Origin of the sequence: Comamonas sp. E6 (assembly GCF_001010305.1) — a bacterium.
In the GTDB taxonomy this organism is placed as follows: domain Bacteria; phylum Pseudomonadota; class Gammaproteobacteria; order Burkholderiales; family Burkholderiaceae_C; genus Comamonas; species Comamonas thiooxydans.
The window spans coordinates 1-21,683 of sequence record NZ_BBXH01000010.1 but is presented as its reverse complement, the minus strand read 5'-3'; the positions used below and the strand labels follow the sequence as shown (position 1 = coordinate 21,683).

The window sequence follows — 21,683 nt, the reverse complement described above, 5'->3', positions numbered from 1 at the left end:
GCTGCCCGGCAGCTGCAGTCTTGCAGGAATGTGCGGTTCAGGGTGCAAGCATGGCGGGGCACGATGGCGGAGATAGCCCGGGGTCAGCTTCGTGAGGGCCGCGCCAATCGGTGGGCCGCGCGGTTGTCGGAAAGACCTGCCGGCCGGTTCCGTCCTGACCAGCGTTCGCGGCCGTGATTCCGTCGGCGTCGAGACCGGGGCATGCACGCATGCATTGCTGCGGTAAAGCCGCCCCAGTCGCGTCGGCCTGTACGCGACACTTGCCTCAGAAATACAAAAAGCTGGCTCGGGCCAGCTTTTTTGTGGTCAGCGCAAGCGCAGTGCTTACTTGACGTGCTTGCCGATCAGGCCGGCCATCTCGAACATGGAGACTTGGGGCTTGCCGAAGACTTCCTTGAGCTTGGCGTCGGCGTTGATCATGCGCTTGTTGGCAGCGTCTTGCAGGTTGTTGGCCTTGATGTAGACCCACAGCTTGCTGATGATTTCAGTACGGGGCAGGGGATCCTTGCCAACCACGGCAGCCAGAGCGGCGCTGGGGGTCAGGGGTTTCATGAAGGCAGCGTTGGGAGTGCGCTTCTTAGCGGCGGGAGCTGCTGCCGGTGCTGCAGCGGGTGCCTTCTTTGCAGTTGCCATATTGCTTATTCCTAATTGGGTAGTGGACTTATCACCAGCGAAATACAGCTGCAATCCACTGGCTGAGTCTGATGCTAATGGCAAAAAATCGCTCTTCCAAGCTAGTGGGCTGTTTTTTTGCCTCGATTTGTTGCTCTCAGGCCCTTTAGTGTCCGTTTTCACGGGTTTTTCCTCGAGAGTGTTGTGAAAAAGTTGCTCTCTGTGTGTGTCCGCTGGTGCTTGTGCTATGTCAGGTGCTCAGGGCAAGATGCGGGAGACTTGGTTCTGTGGAGATTTTCATGAGCGATTCCTCGGTTTCTCTTGGCTTCAGCACCTGCGATTTGTGCGATGCGCATATCAGCGATGACAGCAGCGACTTTCGTGTGCTGCCGCCCGTGTTCCACAGCTATGGCGGGAATGTCGGCTTTATGGGGGAGGTCAGCACCGTGCAGTGTCTGGACGACAACAGCCTGGTGCGAGCGGCGCTGGCCGAGCCGGGAGGTGGTCGTGTGCTGGTGGTCGATGGCGGCGGCTCGCTACGCCGGGCTTTGGTGGGGGGGAATGTGGCGACATCGGCGGCCCAGAACGGCTGGGCCGGGGTGCTTGTCTATGGCTGCGTGCGCGACGTGGCCGAGCTGAAGTCCACCCCCGTGGGTCTGTATGCGCTGGCGCTCAACCCCATGCCTACCGTCAAGCAAGGCCAGGGACTGCGCGATGTCTATGTGCAGATCGCCGGCCTGTGGATTCGCCCGGGCGACTGGCTGTATGCCGACTCCGACGGCATTGTGCTGAGCCGCCGCAATCTGCTTTCCTGATTGGAATCGACGGCGCCTAGCGCCTGATCTGCAATGAACCGGGCCAGGTTGCGATCACCACGCTGGTCAGGGCAATGCCGAAGGCCAGCAATTGCATGCTGCCGACGCGCTCGCCCAGGGCCAGCATGCCCACTACAGCGGCGCTGATGGGCAGCAGCACGGTAAAAATGCCGGCCCGCGATGCGGGCACGGCGCGCAATCCCGTCATCCACAGCCACACCGTCCAGACGCAGGCGGCCAGGGCGTAAAACAGCAACAGACCCCATGCGGGCACCGAAACCCGGGAAAAATCAAACTGCCAGGCCAGATAGAGTCCGGCGGGTGTGGAAAGCACAAACCCCCAGAGATTGATCAGCGCCGTAATGCGTTTGGGGCTTACGCTGGCGGTGAGCTTTTTGCCGATCACGGCATATGCGGCCTCGCACAGCACGGCGGCAATCAGCAGCAACTGGCCCAGGCCTTGCTGGGGATGCGCGGCAAGGCTGCTGCTTTCGGTCTTGCTCAAGGCATTCAGCCCTATGCCGGCCACTGCGAAAGCAATGGCTGTCCATGTGCGCGCGCCAACGGCTTCGCGCAGAAAAAGCCAGCTCATGATGGCGACTGCGGCAGGAATTGCGGCCATGGTCACGCCCGCCGTGACCGCGCTGGTCAAGGCCACGCCGCTGATCATGCAGAGCGTGAAAAGGAAATTGCCGAAGAAGGACTCAAAAAACAACAGCCACTTGGTCTGTCTGGTCAGAGTTGTCTCGTGCGCTGGTGGCCTGAGCCAGCCCAGCATGGCCACGGCACCGATGCCAAAGCGCAGCCAAGCCAGCAGCATGACCGGAAAGATGGCAGCCAGAGGCTTGGACAAGGCCACATAGCTTCCTACCAAAGACATGCTGAGTGCCAGGCAGAGATAGGCGATGGGGCGGCTGGGCGTGTGCATGGCGAAATGAATTTCAATGACAAGAGAAGGTGATGCAAAGCAGTGTGGCAGGGCTGTTGCATGCATTTGACCCAGGGGAGGGAACTGTTGTTTTTTTGATTCCCGCCGCCTTGGGCGCCATGTCTTTGTCGTGTCACCTGTTTTTGTTCAAGTGGCTTGGCCTGTCTCGTGCCGGATAAATGAGCAGATCAAGGATGAGCAGATCAAGGCATGCGCCGGGACTTTTTTCGTACTGCGTTCAAAGGATGCGGACTCCAAAGGCCGTGCTTCCGTAAATTTTTCATGAAGCAAGATTCCAATTTCTTATTATGAAAAATTGAAATGTTGCGCTGCCGCAAAATTTCTCAATACGAGAAATGTGTTTTCTTATTGTGAAAAATAAAAATAAACCGTTGATTTTATTGAATATAAATTTCAGTCTTTTATAAGACATAAGACTCTGCGGAAGAACGTTGCAGGCATAAAGTAGATCCCAAGGACGAACACCAATTCATCTTGTTTTAACCGCTAAGGAGTGCACCATGCCCCAATCCCTGACTCAGCAACTGAGCCGTGAACAGCAAATCGCAGCCCTCGAAAAAGACTGGGCACAGAACCCACGCTGGAAGAGCGTCAAGCGCGGCTACAGCGCTGCCGATGTGGTGCGTCTGCGTGGCAGCCTGCAGCCAGAGTACACCCTGGCCCAGCGCGGTGCCGAAGTGCTGTGGGACAAGATCAACGGCAGCTCGAAGAAGGGCTATGTGAACGCCTTCGGTGCCATCTCCGCAGGCCAGGCCATGCAGCAGGCCAAGGCCGGTCTGGAAGCCGTGTACCTGTCGGGCTGGCAAGTAGCCGCCGACGGCAACACCTCCGAGACCATGTACCCCGACCAGTCGCTGTACGCCTATGACTCCGTGCCCACCATGGTGCGCCGCATCAACAACACCTTCAAGCGTGCCGATGAAATCCAATGGGGCAAGGGCATCAACCCCGGCGACAAGGAGTTCATCGACTACTTCCTGCCCATCGTGGCTGATGCGGAAGCCGGCTTCGGCGGCGTGCTCAACGCGTTCGAGCTGATGAAGAACATGATTCAGGCAGGTGCTGCCGGCGTGCACTTCGAAGACCAGCTGGCTGCGGTCAAGAAGTGCGGTCACATGGGTGGCAAGGTGCTGGTGCCAACTCGCGAAGCGGTCGAAAAGCTGATTGCCGCCCGTTTTGCAGCCGATGTGATGGGCGTGCCCACCATTGTGCTGGCCCGTACCGATGCCGAAGCGGCCAACCTGATCACCAGCAACCATGACGAGAACGACATCCCGTTCCTGACTGGCGAGCGTACTCAGGAAGGCTTCTACCGTGTCAAGAACGGTCTGGAGCAATCCATCAGCCGCGGCGTGGCCTACGCTCCCTACGCGGATCTGGTGTGGTGCGAAACCGGTGTGCCCGATATCGGCTTTGCCCGCGAATTCGCCCAGGCCGTGCATGCAGCCTGCCCAGGCAAGCTGCTGAGCTACAACTGCTCGCCTTCGTTCAACTGGAAGAAGAACCTCAACGACAGCCAGATCGCTTCCTTCCAGGAAGACCTGTCCGCACTGGGTTACAAGTTCCAGTTCATCACGCTGGCCGGCATCCACAGCAACTGGTACAACACCTTCAAGTTCGCCCACGAGTACGCTCGCGGCGAAGGCATGAAGCACTACGTGGAAATGATCCAGGAGCCCGAATTCGCGGCACGTGACAAGGGCTACACCTTTGTCTCGCACCAGCAGGAAGTGGGCGCAGGCTACTTCGACGACGTGACCACCGTGATCCAGGGCGGCTCTTCCAGCGTCAAGGCGCTGACCGGTTCCACCGAGGAAGAGCAGTTCCATTGAGCCACGATGAATCGTGATTCTGTCTAGGTAAAAAAGGGGTTATGCGCCCGGGGCGAAAGTCTCGGGCGCTTTTTTGTTTGCCGGGTTAAAATGGCGCGACTTCAATTCACAAGGGCGAGAAAGGCATCAACGGTTATGACACCGCGAACTACATCGGAGATGTACTTCAGCTGCTGATGGCAGCTGGCGGTTCGCGCCTGCCCGAGATTTCTCGACACCCTCATCAAAGCGCGGACTGGTTCCGCGCTTTTTGCTTTCAGGCAACTCCAAAGCTCTGGCGCTGGCCCTCACCCACACAAATTTGGTTTGACAAGGAATTTATGATCAACATCACGCTCCCCGATGGCTCCAAGCGCGAATACTCGGGCCCGGTTTCGGTTGCCGAAGTCGCTGCTTCGATTGGCTCCGGCCTGGCCAAGGCCGCATTGGCCGGCAAGATCAACGGCAAGGTCGTGGACACCAGCTTTGTGATCGAGCAGGATTCGCCGCTGTCCATCATCACCGCCAAGGATGCCGACGGTCTGGAGGTGATCCGCCACTCCACCGCTCACTTGCTGGCCTATGCCGTCAAGGAGCTGTTTCCCGATGCGCAGGTCACCATCGGTCCCGTGATCGAAAACGGCTTCTACTACGACTTTTCTTACAAGCGCCCCTTCACTCCCGAAGATCTGGCCGCCATCGAAAAGAAGATGACCGAGCTGGCCAACAAGGACGAGCAGGTGGTGCGCCGCGTGCTGCCGCGCGACGAGGCCGTGCAGTACTTCAAGGGCATCGGCGAAGCCTACAAGGCAGAGATCATTGCCTCTATCCCCAGCAACGAGGATGTGAGCCTGTACCGTGAAGGTGCCTTCGAAGACCTGTGCCGTGGCCCTCACGTGCCCAGCACCGGCAAGCTCAAGCACTTCAAGCTGATGAAGGTGGCCGGCGCCTACTGGCGTGGCGACCACCGCAACGAGATGCTGCAGCGCATCTACGGTACCGCTTGGGCAACCAAGGACGAGCTCAAGGACTATCTGTTCAGGTTGGAAGAAGCCGAAAAGCGCGACCATCGCAAGCTTGGGCGCGAACTCGATCTGTTCCACATCGACGAACACTCGCCCGGCACCGTGTTCTGGCACCCCAAGGGCTGGGCGGTCTGGCAGCAGGTCGAACAGTACATGCGCCGCGTCTATCAGGACAACGGCTACCAGGAAGTCAAGGCTCCGCAGATTCTGGACAAGGGCCTGTGGGAGAAGACCGGCCACTGGGACAAGTACCGCGAAAACATGTTCACCACCGATTCGGAAAAGCGTGAATATGCCCTCAAGCCCATGAACTGCCCGGGCCACATCATCATCTTCAAGCAAGGCATCAAGAGCTATCGCGATCTGCCTCTGCGCTTTGGCGAGTTCGGCAACTGCCATCGCAACGAGCCCACGGGTTCGCTGCACGGCATCATGCGCGTGCGTGCCTTCACACAGGACGATGGTCACATCTTCTGTACCGAAGACCAGATCCAGGCCGAGGTGACGGCTTTCACCTCGCTGCTGCAGAAGGTGTATGCCGACTTCGGCTTCACCAACATCCTGTACCGTCTGTCCACTCGCCCCGAAAAGCGCATCGGCACCGATGAAGCCTGGGACAAGGCCGAGAACGCGCTGGCCGAAGGTCTGCGCGCATCGGGTTGCGAGTTCGAGTATCTGCCGGGCGAGGGTGCTTTCTACGGGCCAAAGATCGAATACACCCTGAAGGATGCACTGGGTCGCGAATGGCAGTGCGGCACCATCCAGGTGGACCCGAACATGCCCGAGCGTCTCGATGCGGAATTCGTGGGCGAGGATGGCGAGCGCCATCGACCCATCATGCTGCACCGCGCGATTCTGGGTTCGCTCGAGCGTTTCATCGGCATTTTGGTTGAGCATCACTCGGGCGCGCTGCCTGCCTGGCTGGCTCCGGTGCAGGCTGCCGTGCTCAATATCACGGACGCTCAGGCCGACTATGCGCAGGAAGTTGCGCAGAAGCTGCAAAAAGCATTGCCGAATCAAAGCCTTAGAGTGGTGACAGATCTGCGCAATGAAAAGATTACGTATAAAATACGCGAGCATTCCATGCAGAAGCTGCCCTACATCCTTGTCGCAGGCGACAAGGAGAAGGCTGCTGGTGCGGTTGCAGTGCGCGCCCGGGGTAACAAAGACCTCGGAGTGATGTCGGTTGATGCATTCATTGAATTGCTCGCCAAGGACATCGCGGCCAAGGCCTGAAGCAGATTAATTTTTGTGGCGGGCCGGTCAGCGTGCAAGGCACGCTAGCCGGCTACGCTGTTGTAGCCATTTCAATCCAAGGGTGAAAACCATAGCTACTGAATTTCGCGATCGGCGCCACCGTGAAGAGCGCAAGCATCGACTGAACCGAGAAATCATGGCGCCTGAAGTGCGTCTGTCTGGTCCCGACAACGAGCCTCTGGGCATCGTGCCGCTGCAAGAAGCGCTGCGTATGGCCGGCGAGCTGGATGTCGATCTGGTGGAGATTGCGGCCAACGCATCTCCTCCGGTCTGCCGTCTGATGGATTACGGCAAGTTCAAGTACCAGGAACAGAAGAAGGCTGCTGAAGCCAAGGCCAAGCAGACCGTCATCGAAATCAAGGAAGTGAAGTTCCGCCCTGGTACGGATGATGGTGACTACAACATCAAGCTGCGCAATATCCGCCGTTTTCTGGCGGATGGCGACAAGTGCAAGATCACGCTGCGTTTCCGCGGTCGTGAAATCACGCACCAGCAGCTGGGTCTGAATCTGCTCAACCGTCTGCGTGACGATCTGGCCGATTCCATCCAGGTGGAGCAGTTCCCCAAGCTGGAAGGCCGTCAGATGATCATGATGGTTGCGCCGGCTCGTGCAGGCGGCAAGAAGCCTGCTGGTGCTGCAAAACCACAGGCTGATGGCGCCGCAGCTGCACCTGAGGCTGCAGATAAGGCATAATTGCGGTTTTGCCTTGTCGGCAAAAGTGGGCTTGGCCCACTTTTGTTTTGTGCGGCAGATAAAGAATTTGCAGGCTTGCCTGCAAGAGTCAGCCCGGCCTGGCCGGACTGACAAACAAGTGCCTCGGAGGCCAGCGAAGTGTGTGCGGGTTGCACACCGCCTTGCGAGCACAAATTCAATAGGAGCATTCACATGCCCAAAATGAAGACCAAGAGCAGCGCGAAGAAGCGTTTTCGCGTTCGTCCCGGTGGTACCGTCAAGCGCGGTCAAGCCTTCAAGCGTCACATCTTGACCAAGAAGACCACGAAGAACAAGCGTCACCTGCGTGGCATTGTCAACGTGCATTCCGGCGATATGGGCTCCATCGCAAAGATGTTGCCTTCCGCAGGCCTGTAATTCACTGACGAACTAGGAGAAAACACATGCCTCGCGTCAAACGTGGTGTAACGGCTCGCGCCCGTCACAAAAAAGTTCTGAATCTGGCCAAGGGTTTCCGCGGTCGCCGTGGTAACGTCTTCCGCGTTGCCAAGCAAGCGGTCATGAAGGCTGGTCAATATGCCTACCGTGACCGTCGTACCAAGAAGCGCGTGTTCCGTCAGCTGTGGATCGCTCGTATCAACGCTGCTGCACGTGAACTGGGTCTGACTTACAGCCAATTCGCCAACGGCCTGAAGAAGGCTGCCATCGAAATCGACCGCAAGATGCTGGCCGATATCGCCGTGCACGACAAGGCTGCTTTTGCAGCTATCGTCGACCAAGTCAAGGCCAAGCTGGCTGCCTGAGGTCACGATCGGTAGTTACTCTTGTAGGACTTTTGCAGACAAGGATCCCCACAGGCATTTGCCGATGGGCGAGCATCTTGCTTGAACTTGATTGCAGAAGTCGTGTCTTGTTCAGTAGCTGCTGATGCACAAACAGCAAGGGCTAGGGCTTGAAAAGGCACTAGCCCTTGTTTATTTTTACAAGTCGATAAAGAGTCGATATGAACGAGTTGGATTCTCTGGTCGAAAGCGCACAGCAACTGTTTGCGCAAGCCCACACCCCCGCTGATCTGGAAAATGCCAAGGCGCAGTTTCTGGGCAAGTCGGGCAAGATGACCGAGCTCATGAAGGGCATGGCGCAGCTTTCCGTCGAAGAGAAAAAGTCGCGCGGCGCAGCCATCAACGTGGCCAAGCAGGCGATCGAAGCGGCCTTGACCGCCCGTCGCAAGGCTTTGGCAGACGCCGAGCTGCAGGCCCATCTGAAGGCCGAGGTGCTGGATGTGACTCTGCCCGGTCGCCGTCGTGGCGCGGGAGGGCTGCACCCTGTCTCCATCACCATGGAGCGTATCGAGGGCATCTTCGGCTCCATGGGCTTTGATGTGGCCCAGGGCCCCGAGATCGAATCCGACTGGTTCAACTTCACGGCGCTGAACACGCCTGAAGATCATCCCGCGCGCTCCATGCACGACACCTTCTATGTCGAAGGCGGCACCCAGCACGCGCCCAATCTGCTGCGCACGCACACCAGCCCCATGCAGGTGCGCCATGCCGTGCAGCATGTGAAGAATTACCGCAACGCGCTCGATGCCGGCCAGACCATGCCCGAGATCCGCGTGATTGCCCCCGGCCGCACTTATCGTGTGGACTCGGATGCCACCCACTCGCCCATGTTCCACCAGTGCGAAGGCCTTTGGATCGGCGAGAACGTGAGCTTCAAGGACCTGAAGGTGGTGTTCACCGACTTCTGCAAGACTTTCTTCGAGCAGGATGACCTGGTGCTGCGCTTTCGCCCCAGCTTCTTCCCGTTCACCGAGCCGTCGGCCGAAATCGACATCCAGTTCCAGAGCGGCCCGCTGGCCGGCAAGTGGCTGGAAGTGGCGGGCTCCGGCCAGGTGCACCCCAATGTGGTGCGCAACATGGGGCTGGACCCCGAAAAATACATCGGCTTTGCCTTTGGCATGGGCCCCGATCGCCTGACCATGCTGCGTTATGGCGTGAACGACCTGCGCCTGTTCTTCGACGGCGACATCCGTTTTCTGTCGCAGTTTCAGTAATTGAAAAGTGAGCTGCTAGCGAATGCTCTGAAACGATTTCAGATAGTTTTGATGCTGAAATCCTTATATGCCGAGCGCTAATAGCTCATCTTTTTGAGATACGCATGCCCAGCCAGTGGCAGACCGCTTGCGGTGCGACTGGCATGAACGCCAAAGAGTCTGACTATGCAATTTCCTGAATCCTGGTTGCGCGAATACTGCAACCCCAACCTGACCACCCAGCAGCTGGCCGATACCCTGACCATGGCCGGTCTGGAAGTGGAAGAGCTGGATCCTGTGGCGCCTCCCTTCACCGGCATCGTGGTCGGTGAAATCAAGGAAGCCGTGCAGCACCCCGACGCCGACCGTCTGCGCATCTGCCAGGTCGATGTGGGCGGCCCCGAGCTGCTGAACATCGTCTGCGGCGCGCCCAATGCGCGCGTGGGCATCCGCATTCCCTGCGCCACCGTGGGCGCCGAGCTGCCGCCCGGTGCCGATGGCAAGCCCTTCAAGATCAAGATCGGCAAGCTGCGCGGCGTGCAGAGCTTTGGCATGCTGTGCTCGGCCAAGGAGCTGGGCATCGACGAAGACGCCAGCGGCCTGCTGGAGTTCCCCGCCGATGCGCCCCTGGGCCAGAACGTGCGCGAGTACCTGAATCTGGACGACACGCTGTTCACGCTCAAGCTCACGCCCAATCTGGCGCACTGCCTGAGCGTCTATGGCGTGGCGCGCGAGCTGTCTGCGCTGACCGGCACGCCACTCAAAGCCCTGTCCTTCCCCGCTGCGGCCGTGGCCTTGCAAGACAAGCTGCCCGTCAAGATTGAAGCCACCGATCTGTGCGGCCGCTTCTCTGGCCGTATCGTGCGCAATGTCAACACGCGGGTGAAGACGCCCCAGTGGATGGTGGATCGCCTGGCCCGTTGCGGCCAGCGCTCGGTCAGCCCGCTGGTGGACATCTCCAACTATGTGATGTTCGAGCTGGGCCGTCCCAGCCATATCTTCGATCTGGACAAGATCAGCGGCGGCCTGAATGTGCGCTGGGGCAAGGAGGGCGAAACGCTCAAGCTGCTCAATGGCAACACCATCAAGATCGACGATTTCCTCAAGGTCGGCGTGATTGCCGATGACAAGCAGGTCGAGTCCCTGGCCGGCATCATGGGCGGCGACGCCACGGCCGTGTCCGACGACACCAGGAACATCTACATCGAAGCTGCGTTCTGGTTCCCCAAGGCCGTGGCCGGCCGTTCGCGCCACTTCAACTTCTCGACCGATGCCGGCCACCGCTTCGAGCGCGGCGTAGACCCCGAGTTCACCACCGAGCACATCGAGCGCATCACCGCGCTGGTGCTGGAAATCTGTGGCACGCCAGAGACGCAAGTCGGTGCCATGGACGACCAAAAGCCCAATATGCCTGCCTCCAAGGCCGTGCAACTGCGCGTGGCGCGTGCGGCCAAGGTCATCGGCATGGCCGTGACGCAGCAGCAATGCCTGGATGCCTTGAACGGCCTGGGTCTGCCGGCCACCGTGGCCAGCGAAGGCGTGATCAGCGTCACCGCTCCCACCTTCCGCTTCGACATCAATCTGGAAGAAGATCTGATCGAAGAAGTGGCACGCATGATCGGCTACGAAAACCTGCCGACCACCAAGCCGCTGGCCCCGATCTCGCCCAAGCTGCGCGCCGAGAACGAGCGCAGCCCCTACGCCGTGCGCCACGAGCTGGCGGGCCTGGGCTACCAGGAAACCATCAACTTCAGCTTTGTCGAAGAAAAGTGGGAGCAGGAGCTGGCTGGCAACAATAACGCCATCAAGCTGCTCAACCCCATTGCCAGCCATCTGAGCGTGATGCGCTCGTCGCTGCTGGGCTCGCTGCTGCAGGTGCTCAAGTTCAACGTGGACCGCAAGGCTCAGCGCGTGCGTGTGTTCGAGCTGGGTCGCGTGTTCTTCAAGGACGAGTCCGTGGTCGACTCCGACACCACCGTCAAGGGCTTTTATCAGCCTATGCGCGTGGCGGGTCTCGCCTACGGCGCTGCCGACCAGCTGCAGTGGGGCAGGGCAGAGGTCAAGGTCGACTTCTACGACGTCAAGGGCGATGTGGAAGCACTGCTGGCCCCGGCCAAGCCCGTGTTCGAGCCTGCCGAGCATCCGGCCATGCACCCCGGCCGCTGCGCGCGCGTGCTGCTGGACGGCAAGGCCATCGGTTTTGTCGGCGAGCTGCATCCCCAATGGCGCCAGGAATGGGATCTGGCCCAGGCTCCCGTGATGTTCGAGCTGGAACTCGATGCCGTGCTGGCCCGTGAGGTCCCCGTGTTCAAGTCCGTGGCCAAGCACCAGGCCGTGGAGCGCGACATTGCCGTGGTCGTCAAGGAAGCCGTGACTCACGCCCAGGTGATGGAAGCCGTGCAGCAAGGCGTGCAGGGCGGCATTCTGCGCTCGGCCGTGCTCTTCGACGTATTCCGTCCCAAGAAGCTCAAGGCTGGCGAGGAAGCGGCGCCGGGCAGCCTGGTTCAGGACGAGAAGAGCCTGGCCGTGCGTCTGACGCTGGGCAGCGACACCGCGTCGCTGACCGATGCGGAAATCGATGCCGCCATGCAGGGCACCATTGCGGCTCTGGTTGAACGCGTTGCGGCTCGCCTGCGTTGATATGTTCAATCCACAAGGAGATCGACCCATGGAGCTTGCCGTAGAGAGCATCGACAGCCCCGCGTTGACCAAGGCGCAGCTGGCCGATCTGCTGTTTGACGAAATCGGTTTGAACAAGCGCGAAGCCAAGGACATGGTGGATGCGTTTTTCGACCTGATCTCGCAAAAGCTGGTGGAGGGCGAAGACGTCAAGCTTTCGGGCTTTGGCAACTTCCAGATTCGAACCAAGGCACCGCGGCCCGGTCGCAACCCGCGCACCGGTGAGCTGATTCCCATCGCTGCGCGCCGCGTGGTGACCTTCCATGCCAGCAGCAAGCTCAAGGAACTGATCCAGGGCGAAGGCTCGGGGTCATAAGCGATTGGTAAATCCACTGATGCGCGGACAGGCTAGGCATCGGTGACTGAGGAGCTGACAGTTTTGCGTCGCGAGCGGTGCAAGGTCCTGTCAGCTCTTCGCGCTATATTGCTAGGACTTGTGCAAACAGGAATGCATGGCGGGCATTTCTAACGACAAAACACCGTGCCTGACCCGAATTTGCGCAAGTCGTGATTGCATATCTTTCACCCATCCCTTCACTGACCGCTTGCAACCAGCCATGGCTTCTTCTTTGCCAGCAATTCCCGCCAAGCGCTATTTCACCATCGGTGAGGTCGCGGATCTTTGCGACGTCAAGCCTCATGTGCTGCGTTACTGGGAGCAGGAGTTTGTGCAGCTCAAGCCCATGAAGCGTCGTGGCAACCGCCGCTACTACCAGCATCATGAGGTGTTGATGGTGCGTCGCATTCGCGAGCTGCTTTACGAGCAGGGCTTCACCATCAGCGGCGCACGAAATCGTCTGCGCGAACTGGTGACGGGTCACGGCAAGGCCGTCGAGCAGCTGCCGGTGCTTGTGCATCCGGACCTGCCCCTGCAGGGGGAAGAGCTGGCGCAAAGCCATCTGTTGGCTGCAATGCTGGAGCAGGGCCGCTCGGAGCCTGCCGGTGCAATGGGCATGGAGGAGGTCAAAGAGGAGCTTTTGCAGATCAGGGCGCTGCTTTCTCTTTGATGTCGAATTTCTGTGTATAATTCAAGTCTTCGGAATGTAGCGCAGCCTGGTAGCGCACTTGCATGGGGTGCAAGGGGTCGCGAGTTCGAATCCCGCCATTCCGACCAATTAGACAAGGGCTTCTGACTGTTCAGTCAGAAGCCCTTTTTCTATTTCGGATCAATTCATTGTCAATTGTTCGATTACGACTTTGGATGTGGGCTGATTTCACTTTGCAACGCCTGCGCCGCTATGGTTGCGGTGCTGGAAGCGGTATTGATTCTTAATTTCTTTGATATAAAGAAGGAATGAAAAGAATTGCCAATTCCCGGCAAGAAAATCGAAGTTCGGTTGGTTGAGTGGTTTTTTGAAACAAATCATTGCATGCCTTGTGCTAGATTTGCAATTGAATCCATTTGTTTGATGGTGTTGCCAGGAGATCTGCCATCAACGCACGGCTTCGCATGCAGGGTTATGCGTCAAGAACACCGGCCGGAAACCGGAGGCTCCGCCTTGCTATCGTGGAAAGGAACATCTCCAAATGCGCTGTGTCTAGCCGATAGACGCTCCACAGCCTGTCCGCGCTATTTGTTTGGTCAAGGGGTTGGCGATGTCATCCCTGTACCACTGCTGAGTGGTGGCTCGTCAAGCAAAAATAGTGAGTTTTGTCGATCAGGCAACAAGCTTGACCTGACCGTCAGTCTCCTGTGCGGTACTGGCATGACGCCAAAGGCTGTGAGCACGAGAGTTACAGAATTCCATTTTGCGAGTTCTGAGGCCGTATGCAATGCCTTTTCGGGCAGCAGCGAGCCGATCCACATTAACAACCAGCTTCCGCGGGAACGATTTGTAGAAGTCGCACCGATTGCTCTCGCCAATTTGTTGGCGAGCTAGGCATCGCATTGCCCGGTCGGAGTCAAACAAGAGGGATAACAATGAAATTCAGTCAGATTGCACAAGTGGTAGCCACTCTGGGTGTGGCCTCGTGGGCCATGGGGGGTATGGCCCAGACGACCATGAATGCGCAACAAGCCAACGAGCAGGGTGTTGCACTGCAAAAGGTGGTCGAGCAGGCACTGATGACTCATCCCGAAGTGCAGGCGCGCTTTCAGGATTTCAGCTCGTCCGCTGAAGGTCAGAACGTGGCCCGGGGAGGTTGGCGTCCGCAAGTCACCGCGCAAGGTTGGGTCGGTCGCGAGTGGCGCAGCCATATCCAGGATGCTCCATCGCAGAACTGGAGCCGTCCGGGCTGGAACCTGCAGTTGCGTCAGCTGATCTTTGATGGCTTCACCACTAGCAGCAATATCCGTCAGTTGGGCTTTGAGAAGCTGGCCAAGTTCTACGATCTGCGCGCCACCACTGAAAATTTGGCCAATGATGTTGTCGCCGCCTATCTGGATGTGCAGCGTTATCGCGAAATGGAAAAGCTGGCCCGTGAGAATTTCGGCACGCACCAGGTGACGCTGGGGCAGTTGCGTGAGCGCCAGCAGTCCGGCGTGGGCCGCGGTGTTGACCTGGAGCAGGCAAGTGGTCGTCTGTCGCTGGCGCAGACCAATCTGATGACCGAGAGCAACAACCTCAACGATGTGCTGCAGCGCTACCGCCGCGTGGTGGGTGAGTATCCTGCGGCCACGCTGGACCCGGTGCCCGATGTGAGTGCCAAGCTGCCTGCTTCCGGGGTGGCCAAGGATTTCGGCGAGTCGCTGCGCGCGAGTCCGCTGCTATTGTCCAAGCAGGCTCTGGTGCAAGCGGCAGAGGCCGGTCAGAAGGCTGCCAAGGGGGCGCATATGCCCAAGCTCGAGCTGCTGGCGTCCACGGGGCGTGATCGTGATCAGAACTCGCCGGCCTACTGGGATGTGCAAAGTTCGCGAGTGCAGCTGATGCTGACTTACAACCTGTATCGCGGTGGTGCGGACGAGGCACGCCTGCGTCAGACGATTGCCCAGGGCTATGCCGCACAGGATGTGCGCGATTACACCTGCCGCAACATCCAGCAGGAGCTGTCGATTACCTGGAACAACATGGCCCGCCTGCGTCAGCAAACGCCGTTCCTGCGTGAGCATGTTCTTTCCACGGCCAAGGTCCGCGTGGCGTATCAGCAGCAATTCAAGATCGGTCAGCGTTCGCTGCTGGATCTGCTCAATACGGAAAACGAGCTGTTCGATGCCCAGCGCGCTCTGGTCAACGCTCAATATGACCTGAAAAAGGCCGAGTACCAGTGGCTGACTTTGTCCAGCCAGATTCTGCCTGTGCTGGGGCTCGCGCAGCCGCATGACGACAGCCGCCCGGATGAGCAGCAGGCGCTGAACTTGCCGGATGATCTGCTGCGTAGCTGCAAATCCTCGGTGCCGGACACCAGCAATCTGACGCCTGTGCCTGCCAGCGCAGCGGTTGATCTGGGGGCTCCAGCCCAAGCCCCGGCATCTGGTGCAGCGGGCCGTCAGTGATAGCTGGTGGCGCCTGGCGCAGCTTTTAGTGGGAGTTGATGAACAAGATGGATAAAAGCGATTCACCACCGTCGGAGCAGTCCTCCCGGCAGGAATTGTCGGCACTGGATGCGGATTTCATCCGCGTTCTCGAGGACTTGATTGACGCCTTGCTTGCCAATGGGGCTTTGCGCTTGACGGATCTTCCGCCGCAGGCGCTGGAGAAGCTGAACCAGCGCAAGCAGGCGCGCCAGCGTATGCGTAATTCGCTGGACTTGATTGATGATGACGAAGAGCTTTTATAGGTTGATTGTTGAAGATGACCAGACCAGACTTTGAGCCTTCATTGGCATCGAGCAACGGTACGGATGCGACTCAGAAGGCCGGGCAAGGTTCTTTGCCGGATGCCGCGGCAGCGGCGGAGCAGGCCGGCCCGGCCTTTCTGGGGGCGCGAAGCTCGGCGCATGCACCGGCGGGGGACTGGCGCATGCCGGCCCATGAGACCCATGCGGATCCCTTGCTGGATTGCCTGGTGCAGCTCACCAACCTGCATGGCAAGCCCTACACCGCGCAGGCACTGAGCAATGGTCTGCCGTTGGTGGATCAGCGCCTGACGCCTTCATTGCTGGCTCGGGCTGCGGCTCGCGCGCAGTTCAGCACGCGTATCGTGCAGCGCGGTCTTGACGATGTTCCTCAGGGCTTGCTGCCGGCAATTCTGATTCTCCATGGAGACCGTGCCTGTCTGTTGCTCAGAGCGCTGGAGAGCGGTCGCTTCCTGTTGCAGTATCCGGAGTCGGAGAGTCCGGTCGAGGTAGAGGCCCAGGCTTTGCTGCAGGACTACGCGGGGCTGATGTGCTTTGTGCGTCCGCAGTTCCGCTTCGAGCCGCGCTCCGTGCAGCAAGGCATGGAGCCTCGCAGCAGTCACTGGTTCTGGGCGGTGATCCTGGAGAATCGGCGCCTGTACCGCGATGCCTTGCTGGCAGCCGTACTCATCAATGTCTTCGCACTGGCAATGCCCTTGTTCAGCATGAACGTGTATGACCGGGTGGTGCCCAACAACGCGGTGGAAACATTGTGGGTGTTGGCTATCGGCATTTCTTTGGTGCTGATCTTCAACTTTGTGCTGACGACGACGCGTGCCTATGTTGTGGATGCTGCGAGCAAGCGTGTGGATGTGCAGTTGTCCGCGCAGATCATGGAGCGCGTTCTGGACTTGCGCATGGAGAGCCGACCCGCATCCGTCGGTTCGTTTGCGGCCAATCTGCGCTCGTTTGAGTCGGTTCGTGATTTCATTGCGTCTGCAAGTCTCACGACCTTGGTGGATCTGCCTTTTGTGCTTCTGTTTCTGGTGGCGATTGCATGGGTTTCGCCCTGGATGCTGATTCCGCCTGTGGTGGCGATTGCCGCGATCTTGCTGGTTTCCTTCTGGGCCCAGGCACGCATGGAGAGTCTGACGCTCAAGACCTTTCAGGCTTCGTCTCAGCGCAACGCGCTGCTCGTGGAGTCGCTGACCAATCTGGAGGCGGTCAAGACGCTCAATGCCCAAAGCGGAGTGCAGCGTCTGTGGGAGAGCTCCACTCAGTACATTGCCTACATGGGGGGCAAGATCAAGTTCATCTCGTCCGGTACGGTGAACTTCGTTCAGACCTTGCAGCAACTGGTCACCATAGCCGTGGTCGTCATCGGCGTGTATCAGGTGCAGGATGCGTCGCTTTCCATGGGCGGCATCATTGCAGCCTCCATGATTGCAGGGCGTTGTCTGGCACCCTTTGGTCAGGTGGCGGGGCTGATGATGCAGTTTCACAATGCGCGCACCTCGCTCAATTCCATTGACAACTATATGAAGATGCCGGTCGAGCACGAAGCTGAGCGCGAATTCGTCTCACGTCCGGATCTGCGTGGCGCCATCGAGTTTCGCAATGTCAGCTTCAGCTATCCGGGAAGCGAGCAGGCCAGTCTTTCGGGAGTGAGCTTTTCGCTCCGACCCGGCGAACGGGTTGGCATCATTGGGCGTATCGGCTCGGGCAAGACCACGCTTGAAAAGCTGGTCCTGGGTCTGTATCAGCCCAGTGAAGGCTCGGTTCTGATCGATGGTATGGATGCCCGTCAGATAGACCCGGTGGATCTGCGTCGGGCCATCGGGCATGTGCCGCAGGACCCGATGCTGTTCTATGGCAGCTTGAAGCACAACCTGCTGGTGGGTGCGCCATTCGCGGATGAGACAGACATGCTGCATGCGGCACGCATTGCGGGTGTGGATGATTTCGCGGCGCGCAATCCCAAGGGCTACGACATGTTGGTTGGCGAGCGGGGCGAGTCACTTTCTGGCGGCCAGCGCCAATCCATTGCTGTCGCTCGTGCCCTGATCAACGACCCGGCCATATTGCTGCTGGACGAGCCTAGCAGCAATCTGGACAACCAGAGCGAGGCACAACTCAAACGTCGTCTGGAAGAGGCCTCCCAGGGCAAGACCATTTTGCTGGTCACTCATCGCACGGCCTTGTTGACCTTGGTTGACCGGCTGATCGTGATTGACGGCGGCAGAATTGTTGCCGATGGAGCCAAGGATCAGGTGATCGAAGCCCTGAAGCAGGGGCGGATTGGTGGAGTAGGAGGGCGAGCATGAGCGAGTCCAAACCCCAAAAAAAGCCGTCGCGCTTCAAGGATGCGCTCAAGACGCGCTGGACGCGACTGGAGCGATGGCTGCTTGACGGCAGCGAGGTTGTCGGAACGCATCAGCCGGATGACCTCAAGGCCGATGCGCAGTGGGCTGCAGGGCAGCAGCAGGCGCGTGGTTCGCGTCTGTTGATATGGGTATCTCTGGTCACCGTGGTGGTTCTGCTGCTATGGGCTTGCCTGGGTCGCATTGATGAAGTGGTGCGAGGCCAGGGCAAGGTGGTTCCTTCGCGTCAGGTTCAGGTGGTGCAGAGCCTGGATGGCGGCATCGTCAAGGAAATTCTGGTGCACCCCGGCGAGCATGTGGAGCAGGGTCAGGTCATCTTGCGCATCGATCCAACGCGCTACAGTTCGTCCCTGGGCGAGAACAAGGCCGAACTTCTGGCATTGAAGGCCAAGGCCGCGCGTCTTCAGGCCCTGGCATCGGGCGAGCCTTTCAAGGCTCCGGAAGATGTGCAGGCTCTGGCGCCTCAGTTGGTGGAGATGGAGCGGCGCATGTGGGAGAGCCGCTCCCAGGAGCTCAATACCAACGTCAATATTGCGCGTGACCAGTTGCGCCAACGTCAGCAGGAGCTGCGCGAAACCCAGGCCAACCGTGACCAGGCTTCCTCCAGTTGCAGCTTGACGTCCGAAGAGCTTTCGGTGACTCGCCCCTTGCTCAAGAGTGGAGCAGTGTCCGAAGTGGATTTGCTGCGCCTGCAACGTGATGTGGCTCGCTTCTGTGGCGAGGCCAAGGCGGCCGGTGCGCAGTTCGGGCGCATTCAGGCTGCGATTCAGGAGGCGGAGCGCAAGATTCAGGAGTCGGAGCTGAATATGCGCAATCAGTCTCGCTCCGAGCTCTCGGAAACCCAGGCCAAACTGGGCACCCTGGAGCAAGGCAAGGTGGCGCTGGAGGATCGCGTCAAGCTGGCCGAAGTGCGCTCGCCCGTGCGCGGCACGGTCAACACCTTGATGGCGAATACCGTCGGCGGTGTTGTGCAGCCGGGCAAGGACATCCTGGACATCGTGCCGCTGGATGACACCTTGTTGATGGAAGTGCAGATCAATCCACGCGATATCGGCTTCCTGCATTTTGGTCAGCAGGCCGAAGTGAAGTTCACGGCCTATGACTTTGCCATCTATGGAGGCCTGCAGGGGAAGCTGGAGCAGATCGGTGCCAACACCGTTACCGACGAAAAGGGGAACTCCTTTTATGTCGTGAAGGTGCGCACGGAGAAGGCTCACGTGGGCGATGACTCGCGCCCCATCATTCCCGGTATGCAGGCCGAGGTGCATATCCTCACGGGCAAGCGCACCTTGATGCAGTATCTGCTCAAGCCGATTCTGCGTGCCAAGTCCAATGCATTGATCGAACGTTAGTTCATGGATCGCCAACAATTACAAAGGAACTCTATGAATGCCTTGCCTGTATTGATGCTGACTCAGGATGCCACGCTGTGGCAGGAATGGCAGCAGATCGCAGGCCCTCAGTGGATGCCTGCGCGCGGCCAGAGCCTGGCCGATTTGCAACGTTGGAAGCAGCAAGGTCGTACCGTGGTGGTGCTGGATGCAGCCCTGCCATCCTTGCCCGAGTCGACTGCGGCCCGCTGGATTGAGCTGCTGAAGGATCTTCAGGTTCTGGTTCTCAGCAACCGCCCCAGCGATGAGGAGGGTCGAAACCTGCTGTCCCGCGGAGCATCGGGCTACGCCCATGCGCAATCGAGCCCGGAGGTGCTGGCACGGATGCTGCAAAGCATGGCCGGCGGCAACATCTGGCTTGGACGTTCTCTGTTGCAGCGCTTGTTGCGCGATGTGGATGCCCGTCTGCCTGAGTATGAGTCGGACTGGGCCGAACCATTGTCTGCACGAGAGCAGGAGGTTGCCCGCTATGCATCGCTGGGTGACAGCAATGCGGAGATCGCCGAACGCATGTCCATCAGCGAACGTACCGTGCGCGCCCATCTGTCTGCGGTTTTTGAAAAGCTGCAGGTACAGGATCGGCTGGCGCTGACCCTGAAGGTCCACGGTATCGGGCGCAAGCAACTGGCTTGAACCTGATTTTTGGGTTACTGATGAATACATAGTCACCTCTTTCCTCTGGAGTGCCTGTTGCTGAAAAGCCTGAAGCCTGCAATATGCAGGCTTCAGGCTTTTTTGATTTACAGCAGCAGAGATCGAATAAAACAGATCCCGATTGGCTTTGGCGCCAATAGTGCTGTGGGGTCTTGGCTTCTACCATTCAGCTGAAATATTGGAGAGGTGCCTTTGTGCACCTTCACTTTTTAATCTGACTGGATAGGCAGACCCTCATGGCAGCTCAAACCGTTCTCGTTACCAAACTCACTGGCCAGGCTTGGATGCGTGGTTCTGATGGCAATCTGACGGTGCTCCGTGAAGGCATGCGTATCCCCGCCGACGCCGAGATAGTGACGGCTTCCGGTAGCACCGTGCAGTTGCAGGCGGACGGTCAGCCACCGCTGATGGTGGGCGAGAACCAGGATGTGCATCTCACTGCGGATCTGATTCAGCCGCCCACCGTGGAAGAGGCGGCTGTGGCGAGCCCCGCGAATGCGCAGATTGACCAGATCATTGCGGCCATCAATGCCGGCCAGGATCCGTTCGATGAGCTGGATCCCACGGCGGCCACATTGTCGGGCGGCAGCGAGGGTGGCAGCACTTTTGTGCGCCTTTCCAGCATCATTGAGGCAGTGTCGCCGCTGGTGCTGGAGTATGGACGTCCTGTACCAGCGACTACCGTCCTTCCACTTTTTAGTGGGGTGGGCGTTTTGGCGGACAACACGGATCAAGTTACGCCGCCTCAGCCTGTCACAAGCATTCCCCAGGCAAGTGCTGATTCGGGTGTGATCTTCGAAGATGCGGTATCCGCCTTGCAAGGCAATGTGCTCGCCAACGACAAATTGGGCGAAGGGGTCCTCACAGAGCATCGAGTTGTTCTGGTCGGCGCAGATCAAGGGCTGTACGGCAAGATTACCCTCAACTCCGATGGCAGCTACAGCTATCAGCTTGATAGCAGCTTGAATGCTGTGCAGGCATTGGGTGTGGGTGAGACCCTGGTCGAAACTTTTACGTATACCCTGGTCGATAAAGACGGCGCCAGTTCTTCTGCGACATTGACTGTCACCATCGTTGGCACCAACGACGACCCCGCCCTCACCGGCAAGGCCGATGGCGCTTTGGCCGAAGACGGCGTGTCGGTGGTCACCGGCAAGCTCGACGTGGCCGATGTCGACATCACCGATACCCACAGCTGGAGCGTCAGCAACGAAGGTAAGGGCCAGTACGGCAGCTTCTCGGTCGACCAGAACGGCGAGTGGACCTATGTGCTGAACAACGACGATCCCAAGGTCCAGGCCCTGGCCGAAGGTCAGAAGGTCACCGACACCATCACCGTGACCGTCGACGACGGCCACGGCGGCACAGCGACTCCAGCACCATCACCATCACCATCAACGGCACCAATGACGTGCCGGAGCTGACCAATGATGCGCAGTCCGTCACCGAAGACGCTGGCGTCTCCGGCGGCAAGCTGAGCGTGGACGGCGCAGTCACCATCACGGACACCGACGATGGCGAGTCGACCTTCGACACCGGCAGCCTCAAGTTCACCGGCAGCACGCACAGCGGCGGCCAGTTGGGCGCCATCGTCATCCATGCTGATGGCACCTACACCTACTCGGTCGACAACGCTGCAGTTCAGTTCCTGAAAGCCGGCCAGACCATTGTCGAGACCTACACGGTT

The 21,683-nt window shown here is 59.0% G+C and carries 20 protein-coding genes and 1 tRNA gene; 19 read left to right on the top strand and 2 right to left on the bottom strand.

The window, feature by feature from the left end:
- Positions 1–324: 324 nt before the first annotated feature.
- The gene (locus CSE6_RS09475) at positions 325–633 is read right to left on the bottom strand and encodes an SWIB/MDM2 domain-containing protein (protein ID WP_003053560.1); all 309 of its coding nucleotides are present in this window, start codon (positions 631–633) and stop codon (positions 325–327) included.
- 278 nt (positions 634–911) lie between these two features.
- On the opposite strand from CSE6_RS09475, the gene rraA reads away from it, so the two are divergent.
- Positions 912–1,427: a ribonuclease E activity regulator RraA gene (gene rraA, locus CSE6_RS09470; RefSeq protein WP_059440401.1), complete on the top strand. Its 516-nt coding sequence runs from the start codon at positions 912–914 to the stop codon at positions 1,425–1,427.
- 16 nt (positions 1,428–1,443) lie between these two features.
- Here the strand turns inward: rraA and CSE6_RS09465 are convergent, their stop codons facing one another.
- The gene (locus CSE6_RS09465) at positions 1,444–2,355 is read right to left on the bottom strand and encodes a DMT family transporter (protein WP_034358902.1); all 912 of its coding nucleotides are present in this window, start codon (positions 2,353–2,355) and stop codon (positions 1,444–1,446) included.
- 521 nt (positions 2,356–2,876) lie between these two features.
- Here CSE6_RS09465 and aceA point away from each other — a divergent pair.
- The 18 genes from aceA to CSE6_RS26050 form a co-directional block, all read left to right on the top strand.
- A complete protein-coding gene (gene aceA / locus CSE6_RS09460; protein ID WP_003053566.1) occupies positions 2,877–4,208 on the top strand; it encodes an isocitrate lyase in 1,332 nt (443 codons plus the stop codon).
- A 320-nt stretch (positions 4,209–4,528) separates the two neighbouring features.
- A complete protein-coding gene (gene thrS / locus CSE6_RS09455; protein WP_034396897.1) occupies positions 4,529–6,448 on the top strand; it encodes a threonine--tRNA ligase in 1,920 nt (639 codons plus the stop codon).
- Positions 6,449–6,530: 82 nt separating this feature from the next.
- Positions 6,531–7,163: a translation initiation factor IF-3 gene (gene infC / locus CSE6_RS09450; protein WP_080745935.1), complete on the top strand. Its 633-nt coding sequence runs from the start codon at positions 6,531–6,533 to the stop codon at positions 7,161–7,163.
- A gap of 192 nt (positions 7,164–7,355) precedes the next feature.
- The gene (rpmI, locus tag CSE6_RS09445) at positions 7,356–7,559 is read left to right on the top strand and encodes a 50S ribosomal protein L35 (protein WP_003053571.1); all 204 of its coding nucleotides are present in this window, start codon (positions 7,356–7,358) and stop codon (positions 7,557–7,559) included.
- A gap of 26 nt (positions 7,560–7,585) precedes the next feature.
- Positions 7,586–7,945 carry a 50S ribosomal protein L20 gene (rplT, locus tag CSE6_RS09440; RefSeq protein ID WP_003053572.1) on the top strand — a complete coding sequence of 120 codons (360 nt, stop codon included), beginning with the start codon at positions 7,586–7,588 and terminating at the stop codon, positions 7,943–7,945.
- A 200-nt stretch (positions 7,946–8,145) separates the two neighbouring features.
- Positions 8,146–9,198, top strand: coding sequence for a phenylalanine--tRNA ligase subunit alpha (gene pheS, locus CSE6_RS09435; protein ID WP_003069975.1), 1,053 nt, complete (start codon positions 8,146–8,148; stop codon positions 9,196–9,198).
- Positions 9,199–9,363: 165 nt separating this feature from the next.
- Positions 9,364–11,817: a phenylalanine--tRNA ligase subunit beta gene (gene pheT / locus CSE6_RS09430; RefSeq protein ID WP_059440400.1), complete on the top strand. Its 2,454-nt coding sequence runs from the start codon at positions 9,364–9,366 to the stop codon at positions 11,815–11,817.
- 28 nt (positions 11,818–11,845) lie between these two features.
- Positions 11,846–12,172 carry an integration host factor subunit alpha gene (locus CSE6_RS09425; RefSeq protein WP_012838976.1) on the top strand — a complete coding sequence of 109 codons (327 nt, stop codon included), beginning with the start codon at positions 11,846–11,848 and terminating at the stop codon, positions 12,170–12,172.
- 241 nt (positions 12,173–12,413) lie between these two features.
- Positions 12,414–12,863, top strand: coding sequence for a MerR family transcriptional regulator (locus tag CSE6_RS09420; RefSeq protein WP_034358893.1), 450 nt, complete (start codon positions 12,414–12,416; stop codon positions 12,861–12,863).
- A gap of 30 nt (positions 12,864–12,893) precedes the next feature.
- Positions 12,894–12,970: transfer RNA gene (locus tag CSE6_RS09415), tRNA-Pro, on the top strand.
- Between the two features lie 190 nt (positions 12,971–13,160).
- Entirely contained in the window at positions 13,161–13,736 is a 576-nt protein-coding gene (locus tag CSE6_RS09410) for a hypothetical protein (RefSeq protein ID WP_152668555.1), read from the top strand.
- A gap of 41 nt (positions 13,737–13,777) precedes the next feature.
- Positions 13,778–15,289 carry a TolC family outer membrane protein gene (locus CSE6_RS09405; RefSeq protein ID WP_059440399.1) on the top strand — a complete coding sequence of 504 codons (1,512 nt, stop codon included), beginning with the start codon at positions 13,778–13,780 and terminating at the stop codon, positions 15,287–15,289.
- A gap of 38 nt (positions 15,290–15,327) precedes the next feature.
- Positions 15,328–15,573: a hypothetical protein gene (locus CSE6_RS09400; RefSeq protein WP_003069983.1), complete on the top strand. Its 246-nt coding sequence runs from the start codon at positions 15,328–15,330 to the stop codon at positions 15,571–15,573.
- Positions 15,574–15,755: 182 nt separating this feature from the next.
- Positions 15,756–17,894: a type I secretion system permease/ATPase gene (locus CSE6_RS09395; RefSeq protein WP_052057675.1), complete on the top strand. Its 2,139-nt coding sequence runs from the start codon at positions 15,756–15,758 to the stop codon at positions 17,892–17,894.
- Complete coding sequence (locus tag CSE6_RS09390; protein WP_059440398.1) at positions 17,891–19,303, top strand: HlyD family type I secretion periplasmic adaptor subunit; 1,413 nt, start codon at positions 17,891–17,893, stop codon at positions 19,301–19,303. Before CSE6_RS09395 ends, CSE6_RS09390 begins: the two co-directional genes overlap by 4 nt.
- A 33-nt stretch (positions 19,304–19,336) precedes the next feature.
- Entirely contained in the window at positions 19,337–19,975 is a 639-nt protein-coding gene (locus tag CSE6_RS09385) for a DNA-binding response regulator (protein ID WP_045840509.1), read from the top strand.
- 257 nt (positions 19,976–20,232) lie between these two features.
- Positions 20,233–21,420 (top strand): retention module-containing protein, encoded by a 1,188-nt coding sequence (locus CSE6_RS09380; RefSeq protein WP_059440397.1) that lies wholly within the window; start codon positions 20,233–20,235, stop codon positions 21,418–21,420.
- Positions 21,408–21,683 (top strand): VCBS domain-containing protein (locus tag CSE6_RS26050; RefSeq protein WP_202967601.1); only part of this gene is annotated, 276 nt, incomplete at its 3' end. The genes CSE6_RS09380 and CSE6_RS26050, both read left to right, overlap by 13 nt.